This is a genomic window from Streptomyces sp. 7R007, assembly GCF_054850255.1.
On sequence record NZ_JBTWMV010000060.1, the window covers coordinates 1 to 21,055 of the forward strand.

Genomic DNA, 21,055 nt, shown 5'->3' on the forward strand with positions numbered 1-21,055 from the left:
CACGGAAGCCGACGGGAGCTACCGCTTCTGGGGCATCACGCCGACGCCGTACCCGATCCCGCACGACGGCCCCGTGGGCAGGATGCTGGAGGCCACCGGCCGCTCCCCCATGCGGGCCTCGCATCTCCACTTCATGGTCGAGGCACCGGAGTGCCGGACCCTGGTGACCCACATCTTCGTCCGGGGCGACGAACTGCTCGACTCCGACACCGTCTTCGGCGTGAAGGACTCCCTGGTCAAGGACTTCGAGCGGCAGCCGGCCGGCACACCGACGCCCGACGGCCGCGTCATCGACGGCACCTGGACGCGCGTCCGGTTCGACATCGTCCTCGCACCCGCCGGCCGCCGAGGGTGAGGCGCGTGCGCGGCACGGACGTAGCCGCGCCCGGTCAGTAGCGGACGACGCACGCGGCCCACGCCAGATCCTGCCGTGATCCGACCTCCACACGACCGTCAGGGCAGGAGTCGTCGCCGGATCTAGACCAGAGGCTGCCGGTGAACCTCGTCGATCGTCCAACGCGTTCACCCACGGCTGGACCGACCAGGACCGCGAGATCGCCCGCGCCCCAGGTGTCGGCCCTGCGCACGCCCTTCCAAGGGGGTGCCCCCCTCCGTCGCGGCCGGGACACCGGTCACCAGCCTCGACTCCGTTCGCACCGGGCGGTCGGCACCGCCACGGGTGCCGGCCGTGGCGGGACCGGCCGCCATGCCGCCGAGAAGGGTGGCTCCGGCAGCGGCGCCCGTGACACCACCGAGGAGACTGCGGCGTCCGAGCCGGGGAGACGGAGGTGCCGGTTGGCGGCTCCACTTCCGGCTCTCCTGCGGATGAGTCGCCCCATGCGACGTGCCGCCCGACGCCCCAAGCACCCGTGCCGAGTGCCGGGCAACGGCCCGTCCGTCCCTCGTTCGGGAGACATACCGCACAACCCCTGCAGAAACCGCCGTCGTGGGGTAACCGGATCCAGGTAAGGGCCGTCAGACGCACTGTTGTCGTTTGACAATAATAGCCATGAGGCAACAAAGTAACCGTGTCGAACGTACGCGGGGAAGGACCTGGAATGCTCCGGTGGACGGAGGCCACTCCGTGTGCTGGTCACCAACGTCGAGAGGCGGCGGTGACACGTGCGTCGCGATCGACGGATCAGGCAGTCCGGCTGCCCGAGTCCGAGGCGTCGTCGTGTATCTGCGTCGCCGCCACGGCGCAGAACGCCTCCAGCCCCTCCAGCAGCGCGACCCGCTTGGCGGCGGGCATATCGCGCAGCACCGTCTGCAACTCCCGCTCCCTGCGGGCCCGCAGGTCGGCGAGGAACCCGCGCCCTCGGCCGCTGAGGTGCAGGCGCACCTCACGCCTGTCCTGCGCGCTCACCACCCGCTCCACGAACCCGGCCGCCACCAACCGGTCGCACAGCCGGCTGGTGGACGGCGGGGTGGAGGCGAGGGTCTCGGCGAGCGTACGCAGGTTGATGCCGTCGTGGTGCTCCAGGATGTGCAGCACCCGCAGCTGGGACGCGGAGGTGGGCGCGGTCGAAGCCCGGCCCCACACGACCTCCAGCAGCTCAACGGCCGTGGTGGTCACACGCGCGACCTCATCGGGCTCTGGGCGGCGGCGGAAGGCAGTCACGGTCACACTCTCGCAGGCACTGGGGTGCCTGTCAGCGTACTAGCCCCGCGCTGAACGCAACGTCTCTTGGCGGCCGAAGGCCGCTCACCGGGGCCTCGCCCGCGTGAGCGCATCCAGTACGTCGTCCGGCGAAGGATTGGTGTATCCCCATCATGAAGAGATTTGTGGCCGCTGAACGCGCCCTGCGCACAGCGGCTCCGCACGAGTTGCCCGACGTCCTGCGCGCCGTGCTGGTCGAGCAGTACGGCGCGCAGGACGTCGAGCTGTTCATGGCCGACTACGGGCTGACCGTGCTGCAACCGGTGGCGGTGCCGCCGCAGACGGCGGAGCCGGAACCGGTGCCCGTGCACAGCAGTCCGGCCGGCCGGGCCTTCGGTTCCCAGGAGCCCTACCGCGAACCGCTGCGGGACGGTCGGGTGCGGCTGCATCTGCCGGTGAGCGTGCGCGGCGACCGGCTCGGCGTGCTGTCCGTGGTCCTGCCCGAGCGGGACGCCACGCGCGCGTGGGAGTCGGAACTGGCCGAGATCGCCGACGTACTGGGACACGAGGTGATCGTGGCGGAACGCGACACCGACCTGTACCTGCAGGCCCGGCGCAAGGACCGGCTCACCCTGGCCGCCGAGATGCAGTGGCAACTCCTGCCCGGCCGCTCCTGTTCACGGCCCGAGTACGATCTGGCCGCCCAACTGGAGCCCGCCTACGCCATCTTCGGCGACAACTTCGACTGGTCGGCCACCGCCGACCACCTGATGCTCTACGTCACCAACGGCATGGGCGAGGGCATAGAGGCCTCCCTGCTGACGAACCTGGCCATCAACGCCCTGCGCAACGCCCGCCGGGCCGGCATCTCCATCGCCGACCAGGCGGCTCTGGCCGACCAGGCCGTCTACGCGCACTACCGGGGGCGCTGCTACCTGTCCGTCCTGATGTTCGACTTCGACCTCGCCACCGGCCACGCGCGCGTCGTGGACGCGGGCTCCCCGCACCTGCTGCGGCTGCGCGAGGGCACCGTCAAGCGGATCGACTTCGAAGCACAGCTGCCGCTGGGCATGTTCGAGGAGACCGACTACGTGGCACAGGACTTCCACGTCGAACCCGGCGACCGGCTCGTCTTCGTCAGCGACGGCGTCCACGCCGTCGCCTCCCCCAAGGGAGAGGCATACGGGGATGTCGCCCTCGCGCGGGCCATCCAGTCCACCCGGCTGCTGCCCGCGGCCGAGGTCCCGCGGGCCATCCTGCGGGAACTGACCGGCCACCGCGGCGAGGCCGTGCCGGACGACGACGCCCTGGTGGTGTGTCTGGACTGGCACGGCCGAACCCCGCAGGGGTGACCGGCGGGCGTGACGAGGCGTGTTGTTCCGCCACACGCCCTCACGCTAAGTTTGCCATGCGACAATAATTGTCTGATGGCCGCTTCGCAGGGCAGGCAGCAGGGAGACGATGCAGGTGGCGGAGTACGACACGGCCCCCGAGGCGACCAAGGAGCTCGGTGCCTTCCTGGAACGGCGCCGTGAGCAGATCGCCCAGCGGTGGGCGGACGCCGCCTTGTTCCGCACGGTCTTCACCGTCTCCCGCGACGAGGCGGTCGAGGCGTGCAAGGCCGTGGTGGACGCCCTGGCCGACGTGGCCCGCTCCGGACGCCTGGAGGACGTCCGGGCCGCGGGCTTCGACGCCGTACGGGAACAGCTCGGCCGGATGACCGCCTCCCGGGCCCAGGCGGGGTTCGGACCGGCGCAGATCGACGGTGAGGTCGCCGGCCTGCGCGAGCCGGTGACCGCGCTGCTGCGTGCCGAGTTCGAAACCCCCGCCACCCCGGACGCGCAGGCGTGCGCGCTCGCGCTGACCGTGCTGATGGGCACGCTCCGCCTGGTGGTCATGGAGACCACGGTCCACGCGGGCGAGGAACTCATCGCCCGGCAGCGCGAGCAGCTGCTGGAGGTGGCGACCCCGGTGATCAGACTGTGGGAGGGCATCGTCGCGGTCCCCCTGATCGGCACGCTCGACAGCGCCCGCAGCCAGGTCGTGATGGAGAGTCTGCTGGAAGCGATCGTGGATCTGCGGGCAGGCTACGCCATCCTGGACATCACCGGTGTGCCGACGGTCGACTCGCTCGTGGCCCAGCACCTGATGAAGACGGTCTCCGCCGCCCGGCTGATGGGCGCGGAGTGCATCGTTTCCGGTATCCGCCCGGCCATCGCGCAGACCATCGTCCACCTCGGCATCGACCTCGGATCGATCATCACCCGGGCCAGCCTCGCCGACGCCCTGGCCCACGCCCTCTCCCAGCAGGGCATCGTCGTCTCCCCCCGCCCCGCCTTCGCCGGAGCGAGCCCACGGTGACCGGCTTCTTCGCCGCCCCCGCAGGGTTGGTGCCGGTACTGGCCCTGGGAGACATCCTGCTGGTCACCCTGCAGGGAGAGCTGCACGACCGGGCAGCCGAGCAGCTCCGATACGACGTCACCCAACGCATCGCGTCCAGCCCGGTGCCGGTCGGCGGTGTCGTGATCGACGTCTCCGGCGTCGAGATCGTCGACTCCTTCCTCGGCCGCATCCTGGCCGAGATCGCCGCGAACGCACGCCTGCTGGCCGCACGGACCGTGCTGGCCGGCATGCGGCCGGCCGTGGCCATCACCCTGGTCGAGATGGGCCTCACCCTGCCCGGCCTGATCACGGCCCTGGACGTCGAGGCGGCCATGTCCGCGCTGGGCCGCACGCCCTCGACGGCTGCGGCCGCTCACCCGGAAGAGGGTGCGTGATGCATGCCTCCCTCACTGCCACCACTCGCCTGCCGATCGGCTCGGACGCGGATCTGGCCTGGGTACGTCAGCACGTGCGCCGCGCCGCAGCCGGCCTCGGCTTCAACCTGGTCCAGCAGACGAAGCTGGTGACCGCGGCCAGCGAACTGGCCCGCAACACCCTCGTCCACGGCGGGGGCGGGCACATGGAGATGACGGCCGTCGGCACAGGAGCCGCGCGCGGCCTGCGGTTGTCCTTCGTCGACACCGGACCCGGCATCCGGGACGTCCAACTCGCCATGACCGACGGCTACAGCACGGGCGGCGGACTGGGCATGGGCCTCAGCGGCGCCAAGCGGCTGGTCCAGGAGTTCACGCTCGACAGCCATCCCGGCCAGGGCACCACCGTCACCATCACCGACTGGGTCTCCGGCCTGCCCTCCCCCCGGACGGGGGCGCCGTGAGCAGAGTATGGGACATCCCGGTCCAGGACAGCACCAGAGTCCGGGACGTGCGCGTCGCCGCGGAGGCCGCGTGCGCCCACCTGGGGACGGACGCCCACTCCACGGCCGTCGCGGCGCTGGTGGCCACGGAGCTGGGCACCAACCTCGTCAAGCACGCCAGCGGCGGCCGCATCCTCATCAACCTGGCCTCCCCCGCCGACACCCTGGCGCCGGACGTGCCCTGCGTGCAGATCGCCTCCCTCGACCACGGACCGGGCATCACGGACGTCCCGGCCGCGCTGCGCGACGGTCACACGACCGCCACCTCCTCCCTCGGTGCGGGCCTGGGCACCTGTCTGCGCATCGCCGACGCCTTCGACCTCTACAGCCGGCCGGGTCGGGGCACCGTCTCGGTGGCGCGCATCGGCCCCGTGCCGACGGCGCCCGCCACGTCGCACGCCGAGCCCACCCACTCCCCTGCGGGCACCCGGGCCGGAGGCATCACCACCGCTCTCGCCCAAGCCGAGCACTCCGGCGACGACTTCAGCCGGGTGCGCTCGGGCTCCCGGGTCACGCTGCTGCTCTCGGACGGACTCGGCCACGGGGACAAGGCGGCCGAGGCGTCCACCGCCGCCGTGCGGGCCCTGCGCCCGATCGCGCATCTGCCGCCGGTCGAGATGCTGCGAGAGCTTCATGCCACACTGCGGGACACGCGGGGCGCGGCCATCGGCATCGCACAACTCGACGAGGACACCGGCCGCCTCTCCTTCGCCGGCGTCGGCAACATCGGCGCCAGGTTGCGCACCGGCGGCACCTGGCAGCCGCTGCTCTCCCACCCGGGCATCGTCGGAGCCCACTTCCCCGCCACCGTGCCCGTGCGTGAGGCGGCCTGGCAGCCCGACAGCCTGCTCGTCCTGCACAGCGACGGCCTGCCCAGCCGCTGGGTGCCCCCGAGCGATCCCGAACTGGTCCGCCACGACCCGGCGTTGGTGGCCACACTCATCCTCAGGGATGCCGGCAGCGCAGCCCGCCCCCCGCGTGACGACACCACTGTCGCCGTACTGCTCCCCCCTCCACCGGACGGACGTCCATGACCGCACCCTCCGAGGTCTGGAAGATCGCATCGCTCGCGGACGCGGCCCAGGCCCGCGCAGCCGTCGACCGCATCGTCACGGACGGCCGGACGCCGGCCCTGGAACGGGCACGCTTCCTCACCTCGCTGACGGCGCGGCTGCGCCACTGCCTCGACCAGGGCGGCGCGTGGGAAATGGTCTCCCGCATCCGGCAGGCCACCGCCGCGGAAGACGGACGGCTGCGTGTCGCGCTGAGCCCGGTCGCCTCGTCCGCGCCGAGAACGGACGAGGCATCCCCGCTCGTCTGCTCCCTGCCGCACCCCGTCGTCCGGGACGGCCTCCGCGCCACCGAGCCGATCCCGGAGGCCCTGCTGCGCGCCGACGAGCACACCGCGGCCGTACTGAACCACGTGGACGAGCAGGAACAGCTCCTGCGCCTGCACCGCGAGGAACTGCACCAGACCAACCAGGGCGTTCTGGCGCTGCACGCGGACCTGGAGGCCGCGGCACACACCCAGCGCGCCCTTCTGGAAGCCGAACAGGCCGCACGCGCGGAGGCGGAGCGGGCCAGGCGCCTGCTGACGTTCCTCGGTGACGCCAGCGCGGCCATCACCTCCTCACTCAGCCACACGGCCATCCTGCGACGCCTGTGCGACATGCTCGTACCCGAGTACGCGGAACATCTCGACGTCTGGCTCTTCGACGAGGAGAACGACGAGTACCGGGGCTACGACGAGCACGCACAGCCGGTACGGGAGCACTCGGCCGCCGCCGTGGCCGCCGCCCGCACAGGGCGTCCCCAGCACGCCGGCCCCCACCCCGGCGCCCTGCCCGGGATCGACGACCTGCCGCCCTCCGCCCTCTCGCCGCACCGGCCCCTGCTGGCCCTTCCCCTGGTGACACACCGCCTGCTGGGCGTGCTGACCCTCACCGCCCCCGGCCCCCGCTTCGACGCGGACACCTCGATGATGCTGGCCGAGCTCGCCCACCGGGTCGCCGTCGCACTGGAGCACGCACACCGCTACGAGCGGTACCGCGACACCGCCGAGGCCCTGCAGCGCGCCCAGCTCACCGACCTGCCCACCCCACCCGGGCTGCTGCTGGCCGCGCGCTATCTGCCGGCCAGCCTGGGCATGAACATCGGCGGCGACTGGTACGACGCCTTCCTCCAGCCCGACGGCAGCCTGCTGGCCGTCATAGGCGACGTCACCGGCCACGGGCTGCGCGCCGCCGTCGTCATGGGCCAGCTGCGCACCGCCTTGCGCGCCTACGCCCTGGAGGACACCAGCCCCGGTGAGATCCTCACGCGCCTGCACCGCATGCTCTGCCACCTTCAGCCGGACCTGTACGCCACCGCGATGATCGCCCGGTTCCGGCCGGGTGAACCGGCGATCGACTGGGCCTCGGCGGGCCACCCGCCCGCCCTCGTGCGCGGCGCCGACGGCACCGTACGCGTACTGGACGCCAGGCCCGGCGTGATGCTGGGCATTCCCCTGCCCTACGTGTACCCGGATCACCGCACCGAACTGCCCCCCGGTTCCTCCCTGGTGCTCTACACCGACGGCCTGGTCGAACGCCGGACGCAGGGCATCGACGTCGGCATCGAGCGTCTCGGCCAGGCACTGGGCGCCTTGGGCACCGCGGAACTGGAACAGGACCTGGAAGCCGCAGCCGACACCCTGCTCAAACCGCTCCTGCACGACGCGGAACGCAACGACGACGTCTGCCTGCTGCTGTGCCACGCCCTGGCACCCACCGGACAACCGCCGCACGGGACGGCTGCCCGGCCCTCCTGCCGCAGCGAGGCGGCCGGACGCGAGGCGTCGCGCGATAGCGTGGAGGCGACCAGGCGAGAGGGTGGATCCCGTGAATGCCTCTGAACCACGTCCGTCCGCGGAAGCCCAACTGCGCGCGGCCGCCCCGCACGCGCTGGTCGCCACCGCCGGCCGTCTGCTCGCCGAACGGCTCGGCGCCCGGGAGGTGACCCTCCTCCTCGCCGACTACAGCCTCACCGTCCTGCAACCGGTCTCCCACCTGCCGCACACCGACACGCCGGTGTCCGCCCACGACGGCCCCGCGGGCAGCGCCTTCCTCACCCAGAAACCGGTCCTCGAAGTCCTGCACACACCGGCCGGCCACCTGGTCCATCTGCCCATCACCGTGCGCGGCGACCGACTGGGCGTGCTCTGCGTACGGCTGCCGGCCGGGGCCGTCGATCCGGACACCGTGCTCCAACTGGCCGACTTCGCCACGGCACTCGGCCACGAGGTCACCACCGCGGGCCGCGACACCGACCTCTACCTGCAGGCCCGACGCACCCGGCGGCTGACCCTCGCGGCGGAGATGCAGTGGCAGCTGCTGCCCGGCCGTGGCTGTGCCCGCGCGGAGTACGTCATCGGCGCCCACCTCGAACCCGCCTATGCCATCGGCGGCGACAACTTCGACTGGTCCACCAGCGCCGACCACCTCGTCCTCACCGTGACCGACGGCATGGGACAGGGCATCGACGCCTCCCTGCTCACCAGCCTCACGGTCAGTGCCCTGCGCAACGCCCGCCGTGCCGGCATCGGCCTCGCCGACCAGGCGTCCCTCGCCGACCAGGCCGTCTACGCCCAGTACGGCGGCAAGTCGTACGCCTCCACGCTGCTGCTGGACTTCGACCTGGCCACCGGCTCGGTTCTCGCGGTCGACGCGGGCTCCCCGCAGCTGTTCCGCCAGCGCGGCGGCCACACCGACCGCATCGAGCTCGAAGCCCAACTGCCGCTCGGAATGTTCGAGGAGACGCTCTACACCGAGCAGACCTTCGAGGTGGAGCCCGGGGACCGTCTCATCGCCGTGAGCACCGGCGTCCACGGCACCCGGTCCACGGCGGGCGACCTCTTCGGTGAGCAGGCCCTGCGCCAGATCCTCGGGGCCACGCGCTCCGCGGCACCGCACGAGACGGCACGCGCGGTCGTCGCCGGACTGATCGAGCACTTCGGCAGCAGGGAACTGACCTCCGACGCCGCGGTGGTGTGTCTCGACTGGAACGGCCGCCCGGACTGACCCCGCTCAGGGGTGAGGCCCGTCGGACCCGTCGGCTTCTTTGTCGACGCCGCCCTGAGCGGTGCGGAAGGCGCGCATGCCCCGGGTCAGCGCCTCCCGTTCGCCGGGCGCCATGGCGGCGAGCACGACGACAAGCGCCTGCGATCTACGCGAAGCCACTTCCTTCAGCACCTGTCTACCGCGTCCCGTCAGGACCAGCTGCACCTCACGTCGCTTGTGCGGATGCAGCAGCCGCTCCAGCAGACCGGCCGCCTCCAGCCGGTCGCACAACCGGCTGGCGGTCGGCGGCCCTATCTCCATGCCCTCCGCCAGAGCGGTCAGGTTGAGCCCCGGCTCGGACTCCAGGATCCGCAAGGCCCGCAACTGGTGCGGCGACAGCCGCAGACTGGCCCCCTGGGCGGCCACCGACCACAGGTTCGCAAGGGCGTCCACGGCATCAGCGATCTCCGACGCGACGGAGAGGGGGTCGTCACCCGGTCCCCCCGGCTGGTCGTCCCCCGAGCCACTGAGACGAGTCACACGCACATCACTTTCAGTAATCGTCTAGCCATGCCGATGCCACCCTCATTCAAACGCGGTACCCGAAGACCCGTCGAGCAAGCACGTCCACCCGGCCCACCCCGGCCGCCACCAGCGGGAGGCGACATTGTGATGGACACGCGACGGCGGCGGCCGTACCTTCGACCGGTCTCAGCCGCCCCACGTCCGAAGAGGTGCTTCAGACGACGGTTCAGGCAATCGCAGCCGGCTTCTGCCGGCCGCCTTCCCCAGCACCGTCTTCCTCGACGCCGCCCGTGCGCGGGCGGCCGAACTGGACGTCGCCGACCGGGTCGGCTTCGTGCACGCGGACGCCTCGAACCACGTCGCCGACCATCCGGTGGGTATCGCCGGACTCCTGCGGCGCAGCCTCCTTCCCGACGGCATGATGCTGACCGGCGAACCGTACTGGCGCCGTGAACCCCAGGACCAAGCCACCGTCGAGGGCTGCCACTTGGCCCGCAAGGACGACCTGCTCCCGCTGCCGGAACTGCTCGAACGGTTCGGTGCCCTGGGCTGCGACGTCGTCGAAATGGTCCTCGCCGACCAAGACAGCTGGGAGCGGTACACCGCGGCGCAGTGGCTCAACATCCGCCGCTGGCTGGATGCCAACCCCGACGACGAACTGGCCGACGAACTGCGCGCGGAACTCGTCACGGCACCCGTCCGGCACGCCACGTACCAGCGCGAATACCTCGGGTGGGGCGTGTTCGTCCTGATGAACCGCTGACACACCACCCCGAGTGGGCCCCAGTGCGATCCGCCGGGGCCCACCCGCGCATCACCCTCCTCCTACCGGGGCGGTCAACTCGACCTCCTTCAGGACGTCCAGCCCGGAACCGTCCGGGCCGCACCACGGGCACGCGGCAACGGCTGACAACTCCTCTCCCCGCAAGGCGGATCCGGCAGACTGCGTACATGGAGAAGGAGGACATAGTCAGCAGCGGACCGGAGCGCCCACCGTGGAGACCGGCCCGCTGGACGACGGTGACGGCGGCGGCTCTTGCCCTGGCCGGGGCGCTCGTGGCCGGCATCGCGGTCTGGAGCGGCGGTGCCGGTTCCGACCGCGCCACGCAACCGCCCCGGGGACCGACCACGCTGGCCACGAACCCTGCACCTGACCGCCCGGACCTCTCGTTCCCGCCGCGCCCCGACGCGAGTGAGCGGGCGGCAGGTCTTGTGGTCACGGGAGTGGCCGTGCCCCGGGACTACACGCTGGTCCGTCGCGATCCCACGGCCGACAAGGGCCCCTGGACCGTGACCGTCCGCCACGCCGACGGCTCGCTGGCACGACACGGCGCGGTGCTGACCTTTCCCGTCTCCGCGCCGGGTTCGGGCAGAAACGTGCGCATCGGCGAGGCCACGGGCCGCAGCCGGGACGGGGAGGTCACCTGGCCGGTGGCAGACGCCTACGCACGTGTCCGCGGCGACCTGTCACGACGCGAGCTGCTTCGCATCGCCGCCTCGGCCACCGTCGTCTCCGGCCGGCCCCATGTCGCGGCGCCCTCCGGCCTGTCCGTCACCGCAACCGGCACCGCGCGCTCCGCGTACGCGACCGAGGCCCGCTACAGCGCGGACGAGGTCGGCGAGACAGCGGCTCTCGGCCATGGTCTGGTCTTCACCCGCATCACGCGTAGCGGCGGGATCGAGGACGCCCTGTACGGCACCGGCGCCCAGCCGTCCGGCACCGTACACGGCAAAGCCGCCGTCTTCAGCTCCGCGCTGGGCGGCAACGGCGCACTCGTCTGGGAACCCGCCCCCGGTGTGGTGGCCTACGTCGGTTACAGCGGCGCCGCTCTCGACAGCGAAGCCGTCGCGGCCCTGCACCGCGTCGCCGAGCGCACCCGGCTCCTCGACGCCCGACAGTGGCTGTCCACGAATCCCCAGATCATCGACGCCGGCGAAGGATGAACAGGCACGTCTCGCTCCGCCCCGCCGGGCCCTGGCGGCGGCACGTGCGCGGAACGCACCGCCGTACTGAACGTCATCCGGTCGGACGGCCACCCCTGCGTGCACACCTCTCCGGTACGGCGCCGTGTCGCCGCCCGGAGAGGTGCCGGACCAGCAGCGCGTCACTGCTGGGCTCGGCGAGGCTGCGGCCTGTCGCGTCGGCCCGGCGGGACGGGTGGCTCGGCCCGCGCCCTCATCCCGCCGAGGGACTCGTGGACACCGTGCCGTGTGCCCGCGGGGTGAGGACGACCTGCGGCTGGCCCGCGACCGGAGGCGGCGGGCTCACCTCCCTGGCGGGGAGGTCGGGCGCGGTGGTCTCCTGGGCGAGAGCTTGATCGAAGTCGACCAGACCGGTTTTCTCCATGACCGTGATGTGATCCAGAACAGTGTCGTTCGCCTGGTCCGCCAAGGCGCGGACCAGCGAGTTGCGCGTGGTGGTGCGGACGCTCGCGATCGTGGCGAGGACCTGGCCGTTCGTCGCTCGCAGGATGGTGGCCATGTCGGTGTCGAACTGCCTGCCGCTGTCCGCGTTCAACCGGGACACGAAGCCCTGCTGCTGCGGGGAGGCCTGGTTGGGAAGCGTGATGCCCAGCTGACCGGCGGCTTTGCGGCAGGCGGCGTCCAACGAGGCGTCTCCGTCGATCAGATGCTCACCGGCTGTCCTGATCACCTTGGTCGTGCCCTTCTTCAGGGCCATCTGACCGACCGGGTACTCCCACAGGCCGGCCGAACGCACCTTGACGACGAAGTCCCGGTCGGCCTGCGTCAGCGGCCCGGTCGCCGGATGGGCGATCACCAGCTCGGGCGCGCTGCCGACCTTCTGGACTCCGAGCATGCTGGGGTAGAGGAGGGACCCCAGGGTGGTGGCGAGCGCACCACCCACGAACAGGGTTCCCGCCGCTTTCCGTGAAACGAGCACCGTCTCTCCTGCTTCCAGTTCGATACCCGCACGCGCACGAGTACGGATGCGCGGCCCCGCGGAACCTTTTGGGCTGGCAATGAGTTCGTCAAGCCGACGGTGCCTGCGTGAACGCCCACTCACCGCGAGTGCTCTGTCCTCAGAGCAGCGCCGTGATTCACAACTCCGGGATGAAAAAGGGCCGTTGGTCCCTGCCGGCAGCCCCAGACAGGGACTGTTCGGCCCTATCGGAACCGGGGTCCCCGGCGTCGATCATGTAACGGCGGCCGGGAAGGGTCAGGGCCGAACCCGCATACCTGACACTTCCCGGTTCGTCGGCGGCCGTGAAACACGCCGAGGCTCTGGTGCCCGGGCGGCAGCAGGCACCGGTGGCTCCAGCGGCTTTGGAGGTACGGGACGTCGACCGGCGACGGTTCGGGCAGGCCGAATCGCACGCTGTCGCCGCCCTCCCGACGCCTCTTAGGATTCGAACAGACAAGCCGGGTTCTCCGCGGTTTCCGCGCGGAGGCCCGGCTGCGGCCCCCAGCCCCCGGGCCCCCGGGCCCCCGACAACCGAACCAGCAGGGAAACCAGGGCCTGCATCGACATGAACGGTCCGCAGGCCCACCTGCCTGCCTCGTCCTTGCGGCCGGTTCGAGCTGGGGCGACCTCCCGCACGCCCCAGGGCACGTGAGGACGATCCGGCGCGAGAGCCCCCTGCCATGGGGAGCGGCGCAGGGTTTCTCGCGCCAACGGCCGCCGCCGCTGTCGCCGACCACCGGCGGCGGCCGCCCTGCTCGCAAGGTGCCGGGAGCGTCCGTGCGGCTGTACCGCACGGACGCGCAGCCGGTGTTTCTCCCGCCTACAACCCGGCCGCAGCCACAGTGGCACGAACTCCGCCGTGACTTCCCCAGCGGGCACCCGTACGCGGCGGCGTAATAAGGGGGGCGACCACCGCGCTTGGCCCGCCGCACGAAGAGCGGAGGAACGTCTTCGACCGCTTCCATCCTCACGGCCCGCTCCACGGCGAGACAGGGCCCGTCGGCCCCAGCGCGAGAGGCCAACCGGCCCTACTCAGTTGAGCACTGCACAGTCCACCAGTTCGAGGCTCGCCTTTCCCTGCGTCGGCAGATCGCGCCTCGTCTCCGAGAGCCGAACCGGCCGGCTCGACCGGACTCAGGAGACGGTCCTCGCCTGACGGCACCGTCCCGCAACGCGGTGAAAAGCCGGCCGCGTGCTCTGCCCCAGGAGGGGTAGCCGGGGTGAAGAGCACGAGGGACCAGGAAGTGCGCAAGACGACACGTGTGACGGACGTATCCCTCACTCGATTCCCTCACTCGATGTCCGAGATCCATCAGCGGGAGGTGCTCGCGTGGCGGACCGTATCGCGCCATTGCTGGTACGGCTGATGCAGGCGAGCCACACCAGCACCCTCGAAGAACTGCCTGGCATGATCGCCGAGTGCGCCGCCGCCGCGGACCTGCGCGACGCGGCCGTCTTCATCGTGGACCTTCGGGAGACGGTGTTGCGCCGGCTCACCGGCGTCGGCCAGGACGCGGGCGCGAACGGGCAGACCTTCACGGTGCCCGGCAGCCTGCCTGGCCGCGCCTATCAGCGCGTCGATCTGATCAGCGAACCGGCGGCGACCGGCGACCGGCCGGACCAGCGACGGTGGTGGGTGGCCATCACCGACGGTGTGGAACGCCTGGGCGTGCTGCGTGCCGACACCGACCGGGACGACGCCGCGACCCGGCAGGCGCTGCGTGATCTGGCGGCGATGACGGCGCTTCTGTTGCTGAGCAAGCGTTCATTCAGCGACTCCTACGCCCGTCTGGTCCGCACCGAGCCGATGAACGTGGCGGCGGAGATGCAGTGGAACCTCACTCCCCCGCTCGCCTACGCCGGACACGAAGCGACGGTGGGCGCCGCGATGGAACCCGCCTACGAGGTCGGCGGCGACGCCTTCGACTACGCCGTGGCCGATCGCTGTCTCCACCTGGGGATCTTCGACAGCATGGGGCACGACACGGCCGCCGGTATCACCGCCAACGTCGCCGTGGCCGCCTGCCGCAACGCCCGCCGCCAGGGTGCGTCACTGGCCGAGACCAGCCGTCAGGTGGAGAACGTCCTGATCGATCAGTTCGGCACCAGCCGCTACGTCACGGCCACCCTGGCGGATCTGGACATGGCCACCGGCCGGCTCACGTGGATCAACCGAGGGCACCCCCTGCCGATCCTGCTGCGCCACAACCGGTGGACCGTCGATCTGGCCTGTCCGCCGGCGGGGCCCATGGGAACGGGTCTCGGCCTGCCCGTGCACGAGCGCAGCGAGCAGCTCGAACCCGGCGACCGGCTGCTGCTGTACACCGACGGTGTCATCGAAGCCCGTGACGCCTGCGGCAGGCAGTTCGGACGGGACCGCTTCATCGACCTCATCCGGCGTCACCACTCGGGCGGGCACACCCTGCACGAAACCCTGCGCCGCCTCATGGCGGCCCTGCTGGCGCACAACGAAGGCGAGCTTGAGGACGACGCCACCGTCCTGCTCACCGAGTGGCGTGGGCAGCAGACGGACCTCACTCCCTGAGGAGGCGACCACCGCGCTCGCGCCGGAGCCGCTGCGCCACGATCCACAGGTCCATCGCAGCCGTCAGGGCGAGCACCGCGCACACGGCGGCGACGGTGGCCAGGACGGCACGGCTCGGACTGTCTCCGTGCTCCCACTGCCCGGCGCCGACGCCGAACAGTACGGCGGCCGCGACGAAGAGGGGCAGGAACACGGCCGCCAGCAGGAGGCGCAGCCGCAGCGGGCTACGGGCCGTCGTCGGTTCGGAACCCGTGCGCGCAGGCCGGCGACCCGGCGCACCGGAACGCGCCCGCGGCATCGACGGCCCGCTGCGGCCTGAGTGCTCGTGGCTCATCAGGTTCCTCCTGCGGCGCTCATACGGCTCACCAGAACCAACCGCGTAACCCGCGCCTGCGTCGGCAAACACCCGCAGCACATCGGATCAGCCCACCCGCAACACCCCGCCCACCGCACAGAGCCTCAGCCACCCTCACCATCGACCGGGCCGAGTCCTGGGGAAACGGAGCCCGTGCCGGTGTCCGGAATGCGCCCGGCGCCGCCTGCATGTGGTCGGCGTCAAGGGCGTTCGGCAAGCGCAGGGCTCACTTGCCGGACGTCATGGTCAAAACGTTAATTCCGGTTTGCACATGGCCGGTCTGGCACCGACGCCGTACCGACCCGGCACGCAACGCGAGACGAGCAGGCAGCGCGAAGGAAACAGATTCTGCACATTATCGGACCTTTGCTGTCGCACTTGCCCCGGCACGCCACTCCGCAGCTAGCTGGTGGTGCGGCCGCTTCCCGGACCGGGCTCCCGACGGGCCTGGTCCGTCAGTCGAGGGAAGCGGCCGGGTCACCCGAATGTGAGGAGTGGTCATGAAGAAGGCATACGAGGCGCCGACGCTCGTCCGGCTCGGTACGTTCCGGAAGGAGACGGGGCTGCTTCAGCGCTCCGGCAACGACCGGCTGATCCTGAGCAAGAACTGACGACCGACGGTCCTTGACCCGACGTCATGACTGAACCGCACGCAGGTGCGAGGACGGGCCCCGGCGACGCGCACTTCGCGGTCTTCACCGACCGTGCGGACGCGGCCGCCGTGGCCCGCTCCTTCGCCCGCCCCGGCAGCCGGACCGTCGCCCACGCCTCGGGCCGGCCCTGGCTGGTCGGCCACTGGAGCGAGGACGAGATCCTCGTAGCCCACGCCGGCGGCGCCTCCCTCGCCGTGGTCGGCTGCTGCCCGCTCGACGCCGGCGAACTGCGGCGCCGGGCAGCCCGGCTGCGGGATCTGGCGGAGCTCGACACGCTGGCCCGCTCCCTCCCCGGCAGCTTCCACCTCGTCGGCGCCCTCGACGGCCGCACCCGAGTCCAGGGCACCGCCTCCGGACTGCGGCTCGTCTTCCACGCGCAGATCGGCGGGGTGCGGGTGGCCGCGACCCGGGCCGACCTGCTCGCCGCCGCCCTGGGCCTCGACATCGACGTACAGGAACTGGCCGTGCGGCTGCTGTGGCCGGCACCGTACCCGCTGTTCGAGACCTCGATGTGGCGCGGAGTCACCGCCGTCGCTCCCGAGGACGCCCTGGTCCTCGCCGCGGACGGCCGCACGGTACGGCACACCCGGTGGTGGACGCCGCCCGAGCCGGTCATGCCGCTCGCCGACGCGGCTCCCCTGATCCGCACCGCCCTGCAGGACGCCGTCGGCGTGCGCACCCGCCTGGGCGGCGTCGTCAGCTGCGACCTGTCCGGCGGCCTGGACTCGACCTCCGTCTGCTTCCTGGCCGACCGCTCCCCCGCCCGCGTCGTCGCCAGTACATGGCCGGGACGCGACCCGGCCGACACCGATCTGCACTGGGCCCAGCGGGCTGTCGGACACCTGCCGGACGTGGAGCACGTGGTGTGGGACGCCGACGCCTCACCACTGGTCTACGACGACCTGCTCGGCATCGACGACCTCCTCGACGAGCCCACCATCGGCGTCATGGACCGCTCACGGGTGCTGCACCACCTGCCCGGCCTCGCCGCCCGCGGCAGCCGGCTGCACCTGACCGGCATCGGCGGCGACCACGTGGCCTGGTGCTCCGAGGCGTACTACCACCGGCTGCTGCGCACCCGACCCCTGTTCGCGCTGCGCCAGTTGCGCGGATTCCGGGCGCTGTGGCAGTGGCCGCTCGCGGGCACGGCCCGCGCGCTCGCCGACTCCCGGCCCTACGGGACGTGGCTCGCCGACGCCGCCGGCCGGCTACGGGACCCGTTGCCCCCGTCCGTGGCCACGGGACTCGGCTGGGGCATGGCCCCGCGCCTGTTCCACTGGGTGACGCCCGAGGCCGAACAGGTGGCCCGCAGGGCGCTGCTCGCCGCCGCTGCCACGGCCTCGTCACTGCATCCGGACCGCGGACTGCACACCGACCTGGAGCAGATCCGCTCCTGCACCCGCGTCATCCGCCAGTGGGACACGATGGCGGCCCGCGCCGGCCTGCCGATGGCCTCGCCCTTCCTCGACGACCGCGTCATCGAGACGTGTCTGGCCGTACGGCCGGGCGAGCGCGTCACCCCCTGGCAGTACAAGCCCGTCCTGGGCGCCGCGATGCGCGGGATCGTGCCCGAGGACTGTCTGCGCCGGGCCAACAAGGCCACGGCCTCCATGGACGCCGCCAACGGACTGCGCGAGCACCGGGCCGACCTGGCGGCCCTGTGGGAGGACTCGCGGCTGGCCGCGCTGGGCCTGGTGGACGCCGCCGAGCTGCGCCGCCTCGCCCTGCGGCCCGCCTCGCGCGGACTGTCCGAGGCGATCCTCTACTCCACCATCGCCGCCGAGGTGTGGCTGCGCGCCCTCGCGCGCGGGCCCGCCCGCGTCCCCCAACCCTGATCCCTGCCCCCGTCCCTTGCCCGGCACGTCAGAAAGGCCCTCACATGCCCCTGCGGTTCGGCGACCACGTCTGCACGGCCGAGACCGACTACGGCACCGTACTGCTCGACGAACGGGCCGGCGCCTACTGGGAGTTGAACCCGACCGCCACATTGGTGGTGCGGACGCTGCTCGACGGCGGCGACGAGGCGGACGCCACGGCCGCCCTCGTCCGGGAGTTCGACATCTGCCAGGCGCAGGCCCAGGACGACGTCGACACCCTCGTACGGCAGCTGCGGACCGCGGGGCTCGCCTCATGACCACCCCCAGCGCGCTGGAACGCCCGAGCGGCGTGTCCCCGGCCCGGCGCGTGGCCGCCCGCCTCGTCCTGCTGCCCGCCTTCGCCCTCGCCCTGCTGCCGCCGCGCCGCATCCGCGCCGTACTCGGCGTGCTGCGGCGCGGCGCCGCGCCCGCCCCTCACGCGCAGGCGCAGGAGGCGCGCGACGCCATGTGCTCGGTCAGCCTGCGCTGCGCCGGACCCAAGGGGTGCCTGCCCCGCTCCCTGGGGGCGGCGCTGCTGTGCCGTCTGGGCGGAACGTGGCCGACCTGGTGCACCGGTGTGCGCGTCGTCCCGCCCTTCACCGCGCACGCCTGGATCGAGGCGGACGGCCGCCCCGTCGGGGAGGGCGTGCCGCAGGGCTACTTCGCCCGGCTGATGGCCGTCGGCCCGCCGCCACGGCCCACGGACCGATGACCGGCGCGACGCTCGCGCACGGCGACCGGGCGGCGGTGGCCGACGGCGACAAGTCCACCCGGGCGGCGGTGGCCACGACGTACCGGCTGACCGCCGGGCACCGTCGCACCCTCGCCGTCGCCGTGGTCATGACGCTCGCGGGCTCGGCGCTGGGGCTGGCCCAGCCCCTGGTCGCCAAACGCGTGGTGGACGCGGCCGGGCGCGGTCAGGTCGTCTGGCCGCTGCTGGTACTGCTCGGCGTGCTGTTCCTCGTCGAGGCGGCCACGGCGGCCACGGGCCGGTTCATCCTGGAGCGGATGGGCGAAGGCGTCGTACGGCAGCTGCGGCACGGGCTGGTGGGGCGGCTGCTGCGCCTGGAGATGAGGGAGTACGACCGGCACCGCGGCGGGGACCTCGTCTCCCGGGCGACGGCCGACACCACCGTGCTGCGGGAGGTCGTGTCGCAGGCACTGGTGGATCTGGTGACCGGCAGCCTCGTCGCCGCCGGGGCCGTCGTCCTCATGGCGTGGCTCGACCTTCTGCTGCTGCTCCTGGTCGCCGGCACCGTCGGCGCCGCGGCCCTGGTCGTCGCCTCGCTGCTCACCGGCATCCGCGGTGCGTCGTCAAGGGTGCAGGACTCCGTCGGAGCCCTCGCCGCCGATCTCGAACGGGCTCTGGGTTCCCTGCCGATGGTCCGCGTGCACCGCGCCGAGGAACGCGAGGCGGCCGGCATCGGCGTCCGCGTGGACGCGGCCTACGACGCGGGAGTGCGCACCGCGAAACTCGCCTCCGTCATGAGCTCCGCCGTCGAAGTCGCCGTCCAGGGCTCGTTCCTCATCGTCCTGGTCGTCGGCGGCCTGCGCGTGGGCGGCCAGGCCGGCTCCCTCGGCAACCTGGTGGCGTTCCTGCTCTACGCCTCCTACCTCGTCCTGCCGCTGTCCTCCGTCTTCCGCGCCGTGGGGCTCATCCAGCGCGGGATGGGCGCCTACGAGCGCATCGACGAGGCCCTCCGCCTGCCCGTCGAGCCCACCACACCCGCGGCGCAGCCCAGCCGCTGCCCTGGAGGGCCGGCCAGCGCCCTGCCCGGACGGTCGACTGCCGCCCGCCGGCCGCCCGCCCTGACCCTGCACGACATCCACTTCTCCTACGACCCGCGGCGCCCGGTCCTGCGGGGGGTCTCCTTCCACGTCCCCCACCGGCGGTACGTGGCCCTGGTGGGCCGTTCCGGGGCCGGCAAGAGCACGGTCTTCGCCCTGGTGGCGAGGTTCTACGAGCCGGACGCGGGCGCCGTGCTCTTCGACGGGCGGCCCGCACGCGAACTCACCCGCCAGGCCTGCCGGAGCGGTATCGCCGTCGTCGACCAGAACACCCACGTCGTCCGCGGCACCCTGCGCGACAACATCACCTACGCCGTGCCCGACGCGTCGGATGCGGAGGTCCGGCGCGTTCTCGCGCTGGCCCGACTGGACGAGGTCGTCGACCGGCTGCCCGGCGGCCTGTCCGCCGTGATCGGCGAGCGCGGCAACACCCTCTCCGGCGGCGAGCGCCAACGCGTCGCTCTGGCCCGGGCGTTGCTGGCCCGCCCCGCACTGCTCCTGCTGGACGAGCCCACCTCCCACCTCGACGCGATCAACGAGGCGGCGCTCACCACCGTCATGAAGGACATCACCCAGGAGTGCGCCCTGCTGGTCATCGCCCACCGCCTGTCCACCGTGCAGCACGCCGACCACATCGTGGTGCTGCAGGACGGCCGCACCGCCGCCGGCGGGCGCCACGAGGACCTGCTCACCGACAGCGCCCTGTACCGCGAGCTGGCCGCGAGCCAGATGCTCCGCCCCGGCGGGGACGACGTCCGGCCGCGGCGGTCATGAGGCACTGGCCCGTTGCCCTGAACCCCAGAACAGCGGGCCGGCTGTCGCCGTCACCACCGTGACGTCCCAGCCGAGCCCGCGCAGCCGCTGCTCCAACTGCGCCGGCTCGTAAGGGACTTTGACGATGCGGTACGCCGTCCCGTCCGGGGTGCGCCGCCGGATGGTGGAGGACTCCGGGCCTTCGACGAGTTCGTCCGGGCTGCGGTAGAAGTCGTCGACGAAGAACACGCGGCCGTGCGGCGCGAGGGCGGCGTCCACCAGGGACCAGAAGGAAGCGAACCGGCCGGCGGGCACGTGCGAGAGCCAGAACCCCATGAAGACGACGTCGTAACGACGGTCGGGTTGCCAGGCGAACAGATCGGCCTCGACCCATCTCACCCGGGCACCGTCACCCACGCGGCTCGCGGCGATCGCGAGCATGTGGGCGGACGCGTCGACGGCGGTGACGTCACCGGCGTGGCGCAGCAACCGCGGCGTCCAGGTGCCGGGGCCGCACGCCAGTTCCAGCACGCTGCCGGTCGGCCGGAACGCGTCGAGCGCCTCGGCCGGCCCCGCACCACCGGGAAAGTCGAGGCGCTGGTCGAGGTAGTCGGGGGCGACGGCGCTGTAGTAGGCACGCTGTTCGGCCAGGAGCCGTTGCTGATCTGATGCGTTGGTCATGGCGCCACTGTCGGGCTTGCCCCAGGGGCAAGGTCAACTCCCGGACGGGGACCGGCGTCTCGCCGTCTCCCGAGGCCGGC

At 72.2% G+C, this 21,055-nt stretch carries 20 protein-coding genes and 1 pseudogene; 16 read left to right on the forward strand and 5 right to left on the reverse strand.

The window, feature by feature from the left end:
* Positions 1 to 355: dioxygenase family protein (locus tag ACYF6T_RS39345; RefSeq protein WP_461702748.1), on the forward strand; the 355-nt coding region annotated here is incomplete at its 5' end.
* Positions 356 to 1,141: 786 nt separating this feature from the next.
* Here the strand turns inward: ACYF6T_RS39345 and ACYF6T_RS39350 are convergent.
* Positions 1,142 to 1,576: a MarR family winged helix-turn-helix transcriptional regulator gene (locus ACYF6T_RS39350; protein ID WP_461702749.1), complete on the reverse strand. Its 435-nt coding sequence runs from the start codon at positions 1,574 to 1,576 to the stop codon at positions 1,142 to 1,144.
* 197 nt (positions 1,577 to 1,773) lie between these two features.
* On the opposite strand from ACYF6T_RS39350, the gene ACYF6T_RS39355 reads away from it, so the two are divergent.
* From ACYF6T_RS39355 to ACYF6T_RS39385, 7 genes are all read left to right on the forward strand, one after another.
* Positions 1,774 to 2,952 carry a PP2C family protein-serine/threonine phosphatase gene (locus ACYF6T_RS39355; RefSeq protein WP_461702750.1) on the forward strand — a complete coding sequence of 393 codons (1,179 nt, stop codon included), beginning with the start codon at positions 1,774 to 1,776 and terminating at the stop codon, positions 2,950 to 2,952.
* Positions 2,953 to 3,061: 109 nt separating this feature from the next.
* Complete coding sequence (locus ACYF6T_RS39360) at positions 3,062 to 3,961, forward strand: STAS domain-containing protein (protein WP_461702751.1); 900 nt, start codon at positions 3,062 to 3,064, stop codon at positions 3,959 to 3,961.
* Positions 3,958 to 4,377: an STAS domain-containing protein gene (locus ACYF6T_RS39365; protein WP_461702752.1), complete on the forward strand. Its 420-nt coding sequence runs from the start codon at positions 3,958 to 3,960 to the stop codon at positions 4,375 to 4,377. Before ACYF6T_RS39360 ends, ACYF6T_RS39365 begins: the two co-directional genes overlap by 4 nt.
* On the forward strand, positions 4,377 to 4,820 hold the full coding sequence (locus tag ACYF6T_RS39370; protein ID WP_461702753.1) for an anti-sigma regulatory factor: 444 nt from the start codon (positions 4,377 to 4,379) through the stop codon (positions 4,818 to 4,820). The genes ACYF6T_RS39365 and ACYF6T_RS39370 overlap by 1 nt, the downstream gene beginning before the upstream one ends.
* The gene (locus tag ACYF6T_RS39375; protein WP_461702755.1) at positions 4,817 to 5,893 is read left to right on the forward strand and encodes a SpoIIE family protein phosphatase; all 1,077 of its coding nucleotides are present in this window, start codon (positions 4,817 to 4,819) and stop codon (positions 5,891 to 5,893) included. The genes ACYF6T_RS39370 and ACYF6T_RS39375 overlap by 4 nt, the downstream gene beginning before the upstream one ends.
* On the forward strand, positions 5,890 to 7,752 hold the full coding sequence (locus tag ACYF6T_RS39380; protein WP_461702757.1) for a PP2C family protein-serine/threonine phosphatase: 1,863 nt from the start codon (positions 5,890 to 5,892) through the stop codon (positions 7,750 to 7,752). The genes ACYF6T_RS39375 and ACYF6T_RS39380 overlap by 4 nt, the downstream gene beginning before the upstream one ends.
* Positions 7,730 to 8,917, forward strand: a complete 1,188-nt coding sequence (locus tag ACYF6T_RS39385) for a PP2C family protein-serine/threonine phosphatase (protein ID WP_461702759.1) — start codon at positions 7,730 to 7,732, stop codon at positions 8,915 to 8,917. The genes ACYF6T_RS39380 and ACYF6T_RS39385 overlap by 23 nt, the downstream gene beginning before the upstream one ends.
* A 6-nt stretch (positions 8,918 to 8,923) precedes the next feature.
* Here ACYF6T_RS39385 and ACYF6T_RS39390 read toward each other — a convergent pair whose 3' ends face one another.
* Positions 8,924 to 9,436 carry a MarR family winged helix-turn-helix transcriptional regulator gene (locus tag ACYF6T_RS39390; protein ID WP_461702760.1) on the reverse strand — a complete coding sequence of 171 codons (513 nt, stop codon included), beginning with the start codon at positions 9,434 to 9,436 and terminating at the stop codon, positions 8,924 to 8,926.
* A gap of 250 nt (positions 9,437 to 9,686) precedes the next feature.
* Between ACYF6T_RS39390 and ACYF6T_RS39395 the strand changes: the two are divergent.
* Both ACYF6T_RS39395 and ACYF6T_RS39400 read left to right on the forward strand, forming a co-directional pair.
* Positions 9,687 to 10,184, forward strand: a pseudogene (locus ACYF6T_RS39395) (class I SAM-dependent methyltransferase); the annotation flags it as partial.
* A gap of 188 nt (positions 10,185 to 10,372) precedes the next feature.
* Positions 10,373 to 11,365, forward strand: a complete 993-nt coding sequence (locus ACYF6T_RS39400; protein ID WP_461702761.1) for a hypothetical protein — start codon at positions 10,373 to 10,375, stop codon at positions 11,363 to 11,365.
* Between the two features lie 232 nt (positions 11,366 to 11,597).
* Here the strand turns inward: ACYF6T_RS39400 and ACYF6T_RS39405 are convergent, their stop codons facing one another.
* Positions 11,598 to 12,287 carry a DUF4142 domain-containing protein gene (locus tag ACYF6T_RS39405; RefSeq protein WP_461702790.1) on the reverse strand — a complete coding sequence of 230 codons (690 nt, stop codon included), beginning with the start codon at positions 12,285 to 12,287 and terminating at the stop codon, positions 11,598 to 11,600.
* Positions 12,288 to 13,710: 1,423 nt separating this feature from the next.
* Between ACYF6T_RS39405 and ACYF6T_RS39410 the strand changes: the two genes are divergently transcribed.
* Positions 13,711 to 14,889 (forward strand): PP2C family protein-serine/threonine phosphatase, encoded by a 1,179-nt coding sequence (locus tag ACYF6T_RS39410; RefSeq protein ID WP_461702791.1) that lies wholly within the window; start codon positions 13,711 to 13,713, stop codon positions 14,887 to 14,889.
* Here ACYF6T_RS39410 and ACYF6T_RS39415 read toward each other — a convergent pair.
* The gene (locus ACYF6T_RS39415; protein WP_461702763.1) at positions 14,879 to 15,223 is read right to left on the reverse strand and encodes a DUF6343 family protein; all 345 of its coding nucleotides are present in this window, start codon (positions 15,221 to 15,223) and stop codon (positions 14,879 to 14,881) included. The genes ACYF6T_RS39410 and ACYF6T_RS39415 overlap by 11 nt on opposite strands.
* A gap of 521 nt (positions 15,224 to 15,744) precedes the next feature.
* Between ACYF6T_RS39415 and ACYF6T_RS39420 the strand changes: the two genes are divergently transcribed.
* Genes ACYF6T_RS39420 through ACYF6T_RS39440 form a run of 5 tightly spaced genes read left to right on the forward strand, consistent with a single transcriptional unit; the run spans position 15,745 to position 20,315 of the window.
* Positions 15,745 to 15,855 (forward strand): keywimysin-related RiPP, encoded by a 111-nt coding sequence (locus ACYF6T_RS39420; protein WP_107047813.1) that lies wholly within the window; start codon positions 15,745 to 15,747, stop codon positions 15,853 to 15,855.
* A gap of 26 nt (positions 15,856 to 15,881) precedes the next feature.
* Complete coding sequence (locus ACYF6T_RS39425; protein WP_461702766.1) at positions 15,882 to 17,732, forward strand: lasso peptide isopeptide bond-forming cyclase; 1,851 nt, start codon at positions 15,882 to 15,884, stop codon at positions 17,730 to 17,732.
* Between the two features lie 44 nt (positions 17,733 to 17,776).
* Complete coding sequence (locus ACYF6T_RS39430) at positions 17,777 to 18,031, forward strand: lasso peptide biosynthesis PqqD family chaperone (protein ID WP_461702767.1); 255 nt, start codon at positions 17,777 to 17,779, stop codon at positions 18,029 to 18,031.
* On the forward strand, positions 18,028 to 18,465 hold the full coding sequence (locus ACYF6T_RS39435; RefSeq protein WP_461702768.1) for a lasso peptide biosynthesis B2 protein: 438 nt from the start codon (positions 18,028 to 18,030) through the stop codon (positions 18,463 to 18,465). The genes ACYF6T_RS39430 and ACYF6T_RS39435 overlap by 4 nt, the downstream gene beginning before the upstream one ends.
* Positions 18,462 to 20,315 (forward strand): ABC transporter ATP-binding protein, encoded by a 1,854-nt coding sequence (locus ACYF6T_RS39440; protein WP_461702769.1) that lies wholly within the window; start codon positions 18,462 to 18,464, stop codon positions 20,313 to 20,315. The genes ACYF6T_RS39435 and ACYF6T_RS39440 overlap by 4 nt, the downstream gene beginning before the upstream one ends.
* Here ACYF6T_RS39440 and ACYF6T_RS39445 read toward each other — a convergent pair.
* Positions 20,310 to 20,975, reverse strand: a complete 666-nt coding sequence (locus ACYF6T_RS39445; protein ID WP_461702771.1) for a class I SAM-dependent methyltransferase — start codon at positions 20,973 to 20,975, stop codon at positions 20,310 to 20,312. The two genes, ACYF6T_RS39440 and ACYF6T_RS39445, sit on opposite strands and share 6 nt — an antisense overlap.
* Positions 20,976 to 21,055: the final 80 nt, after the last annotated feature.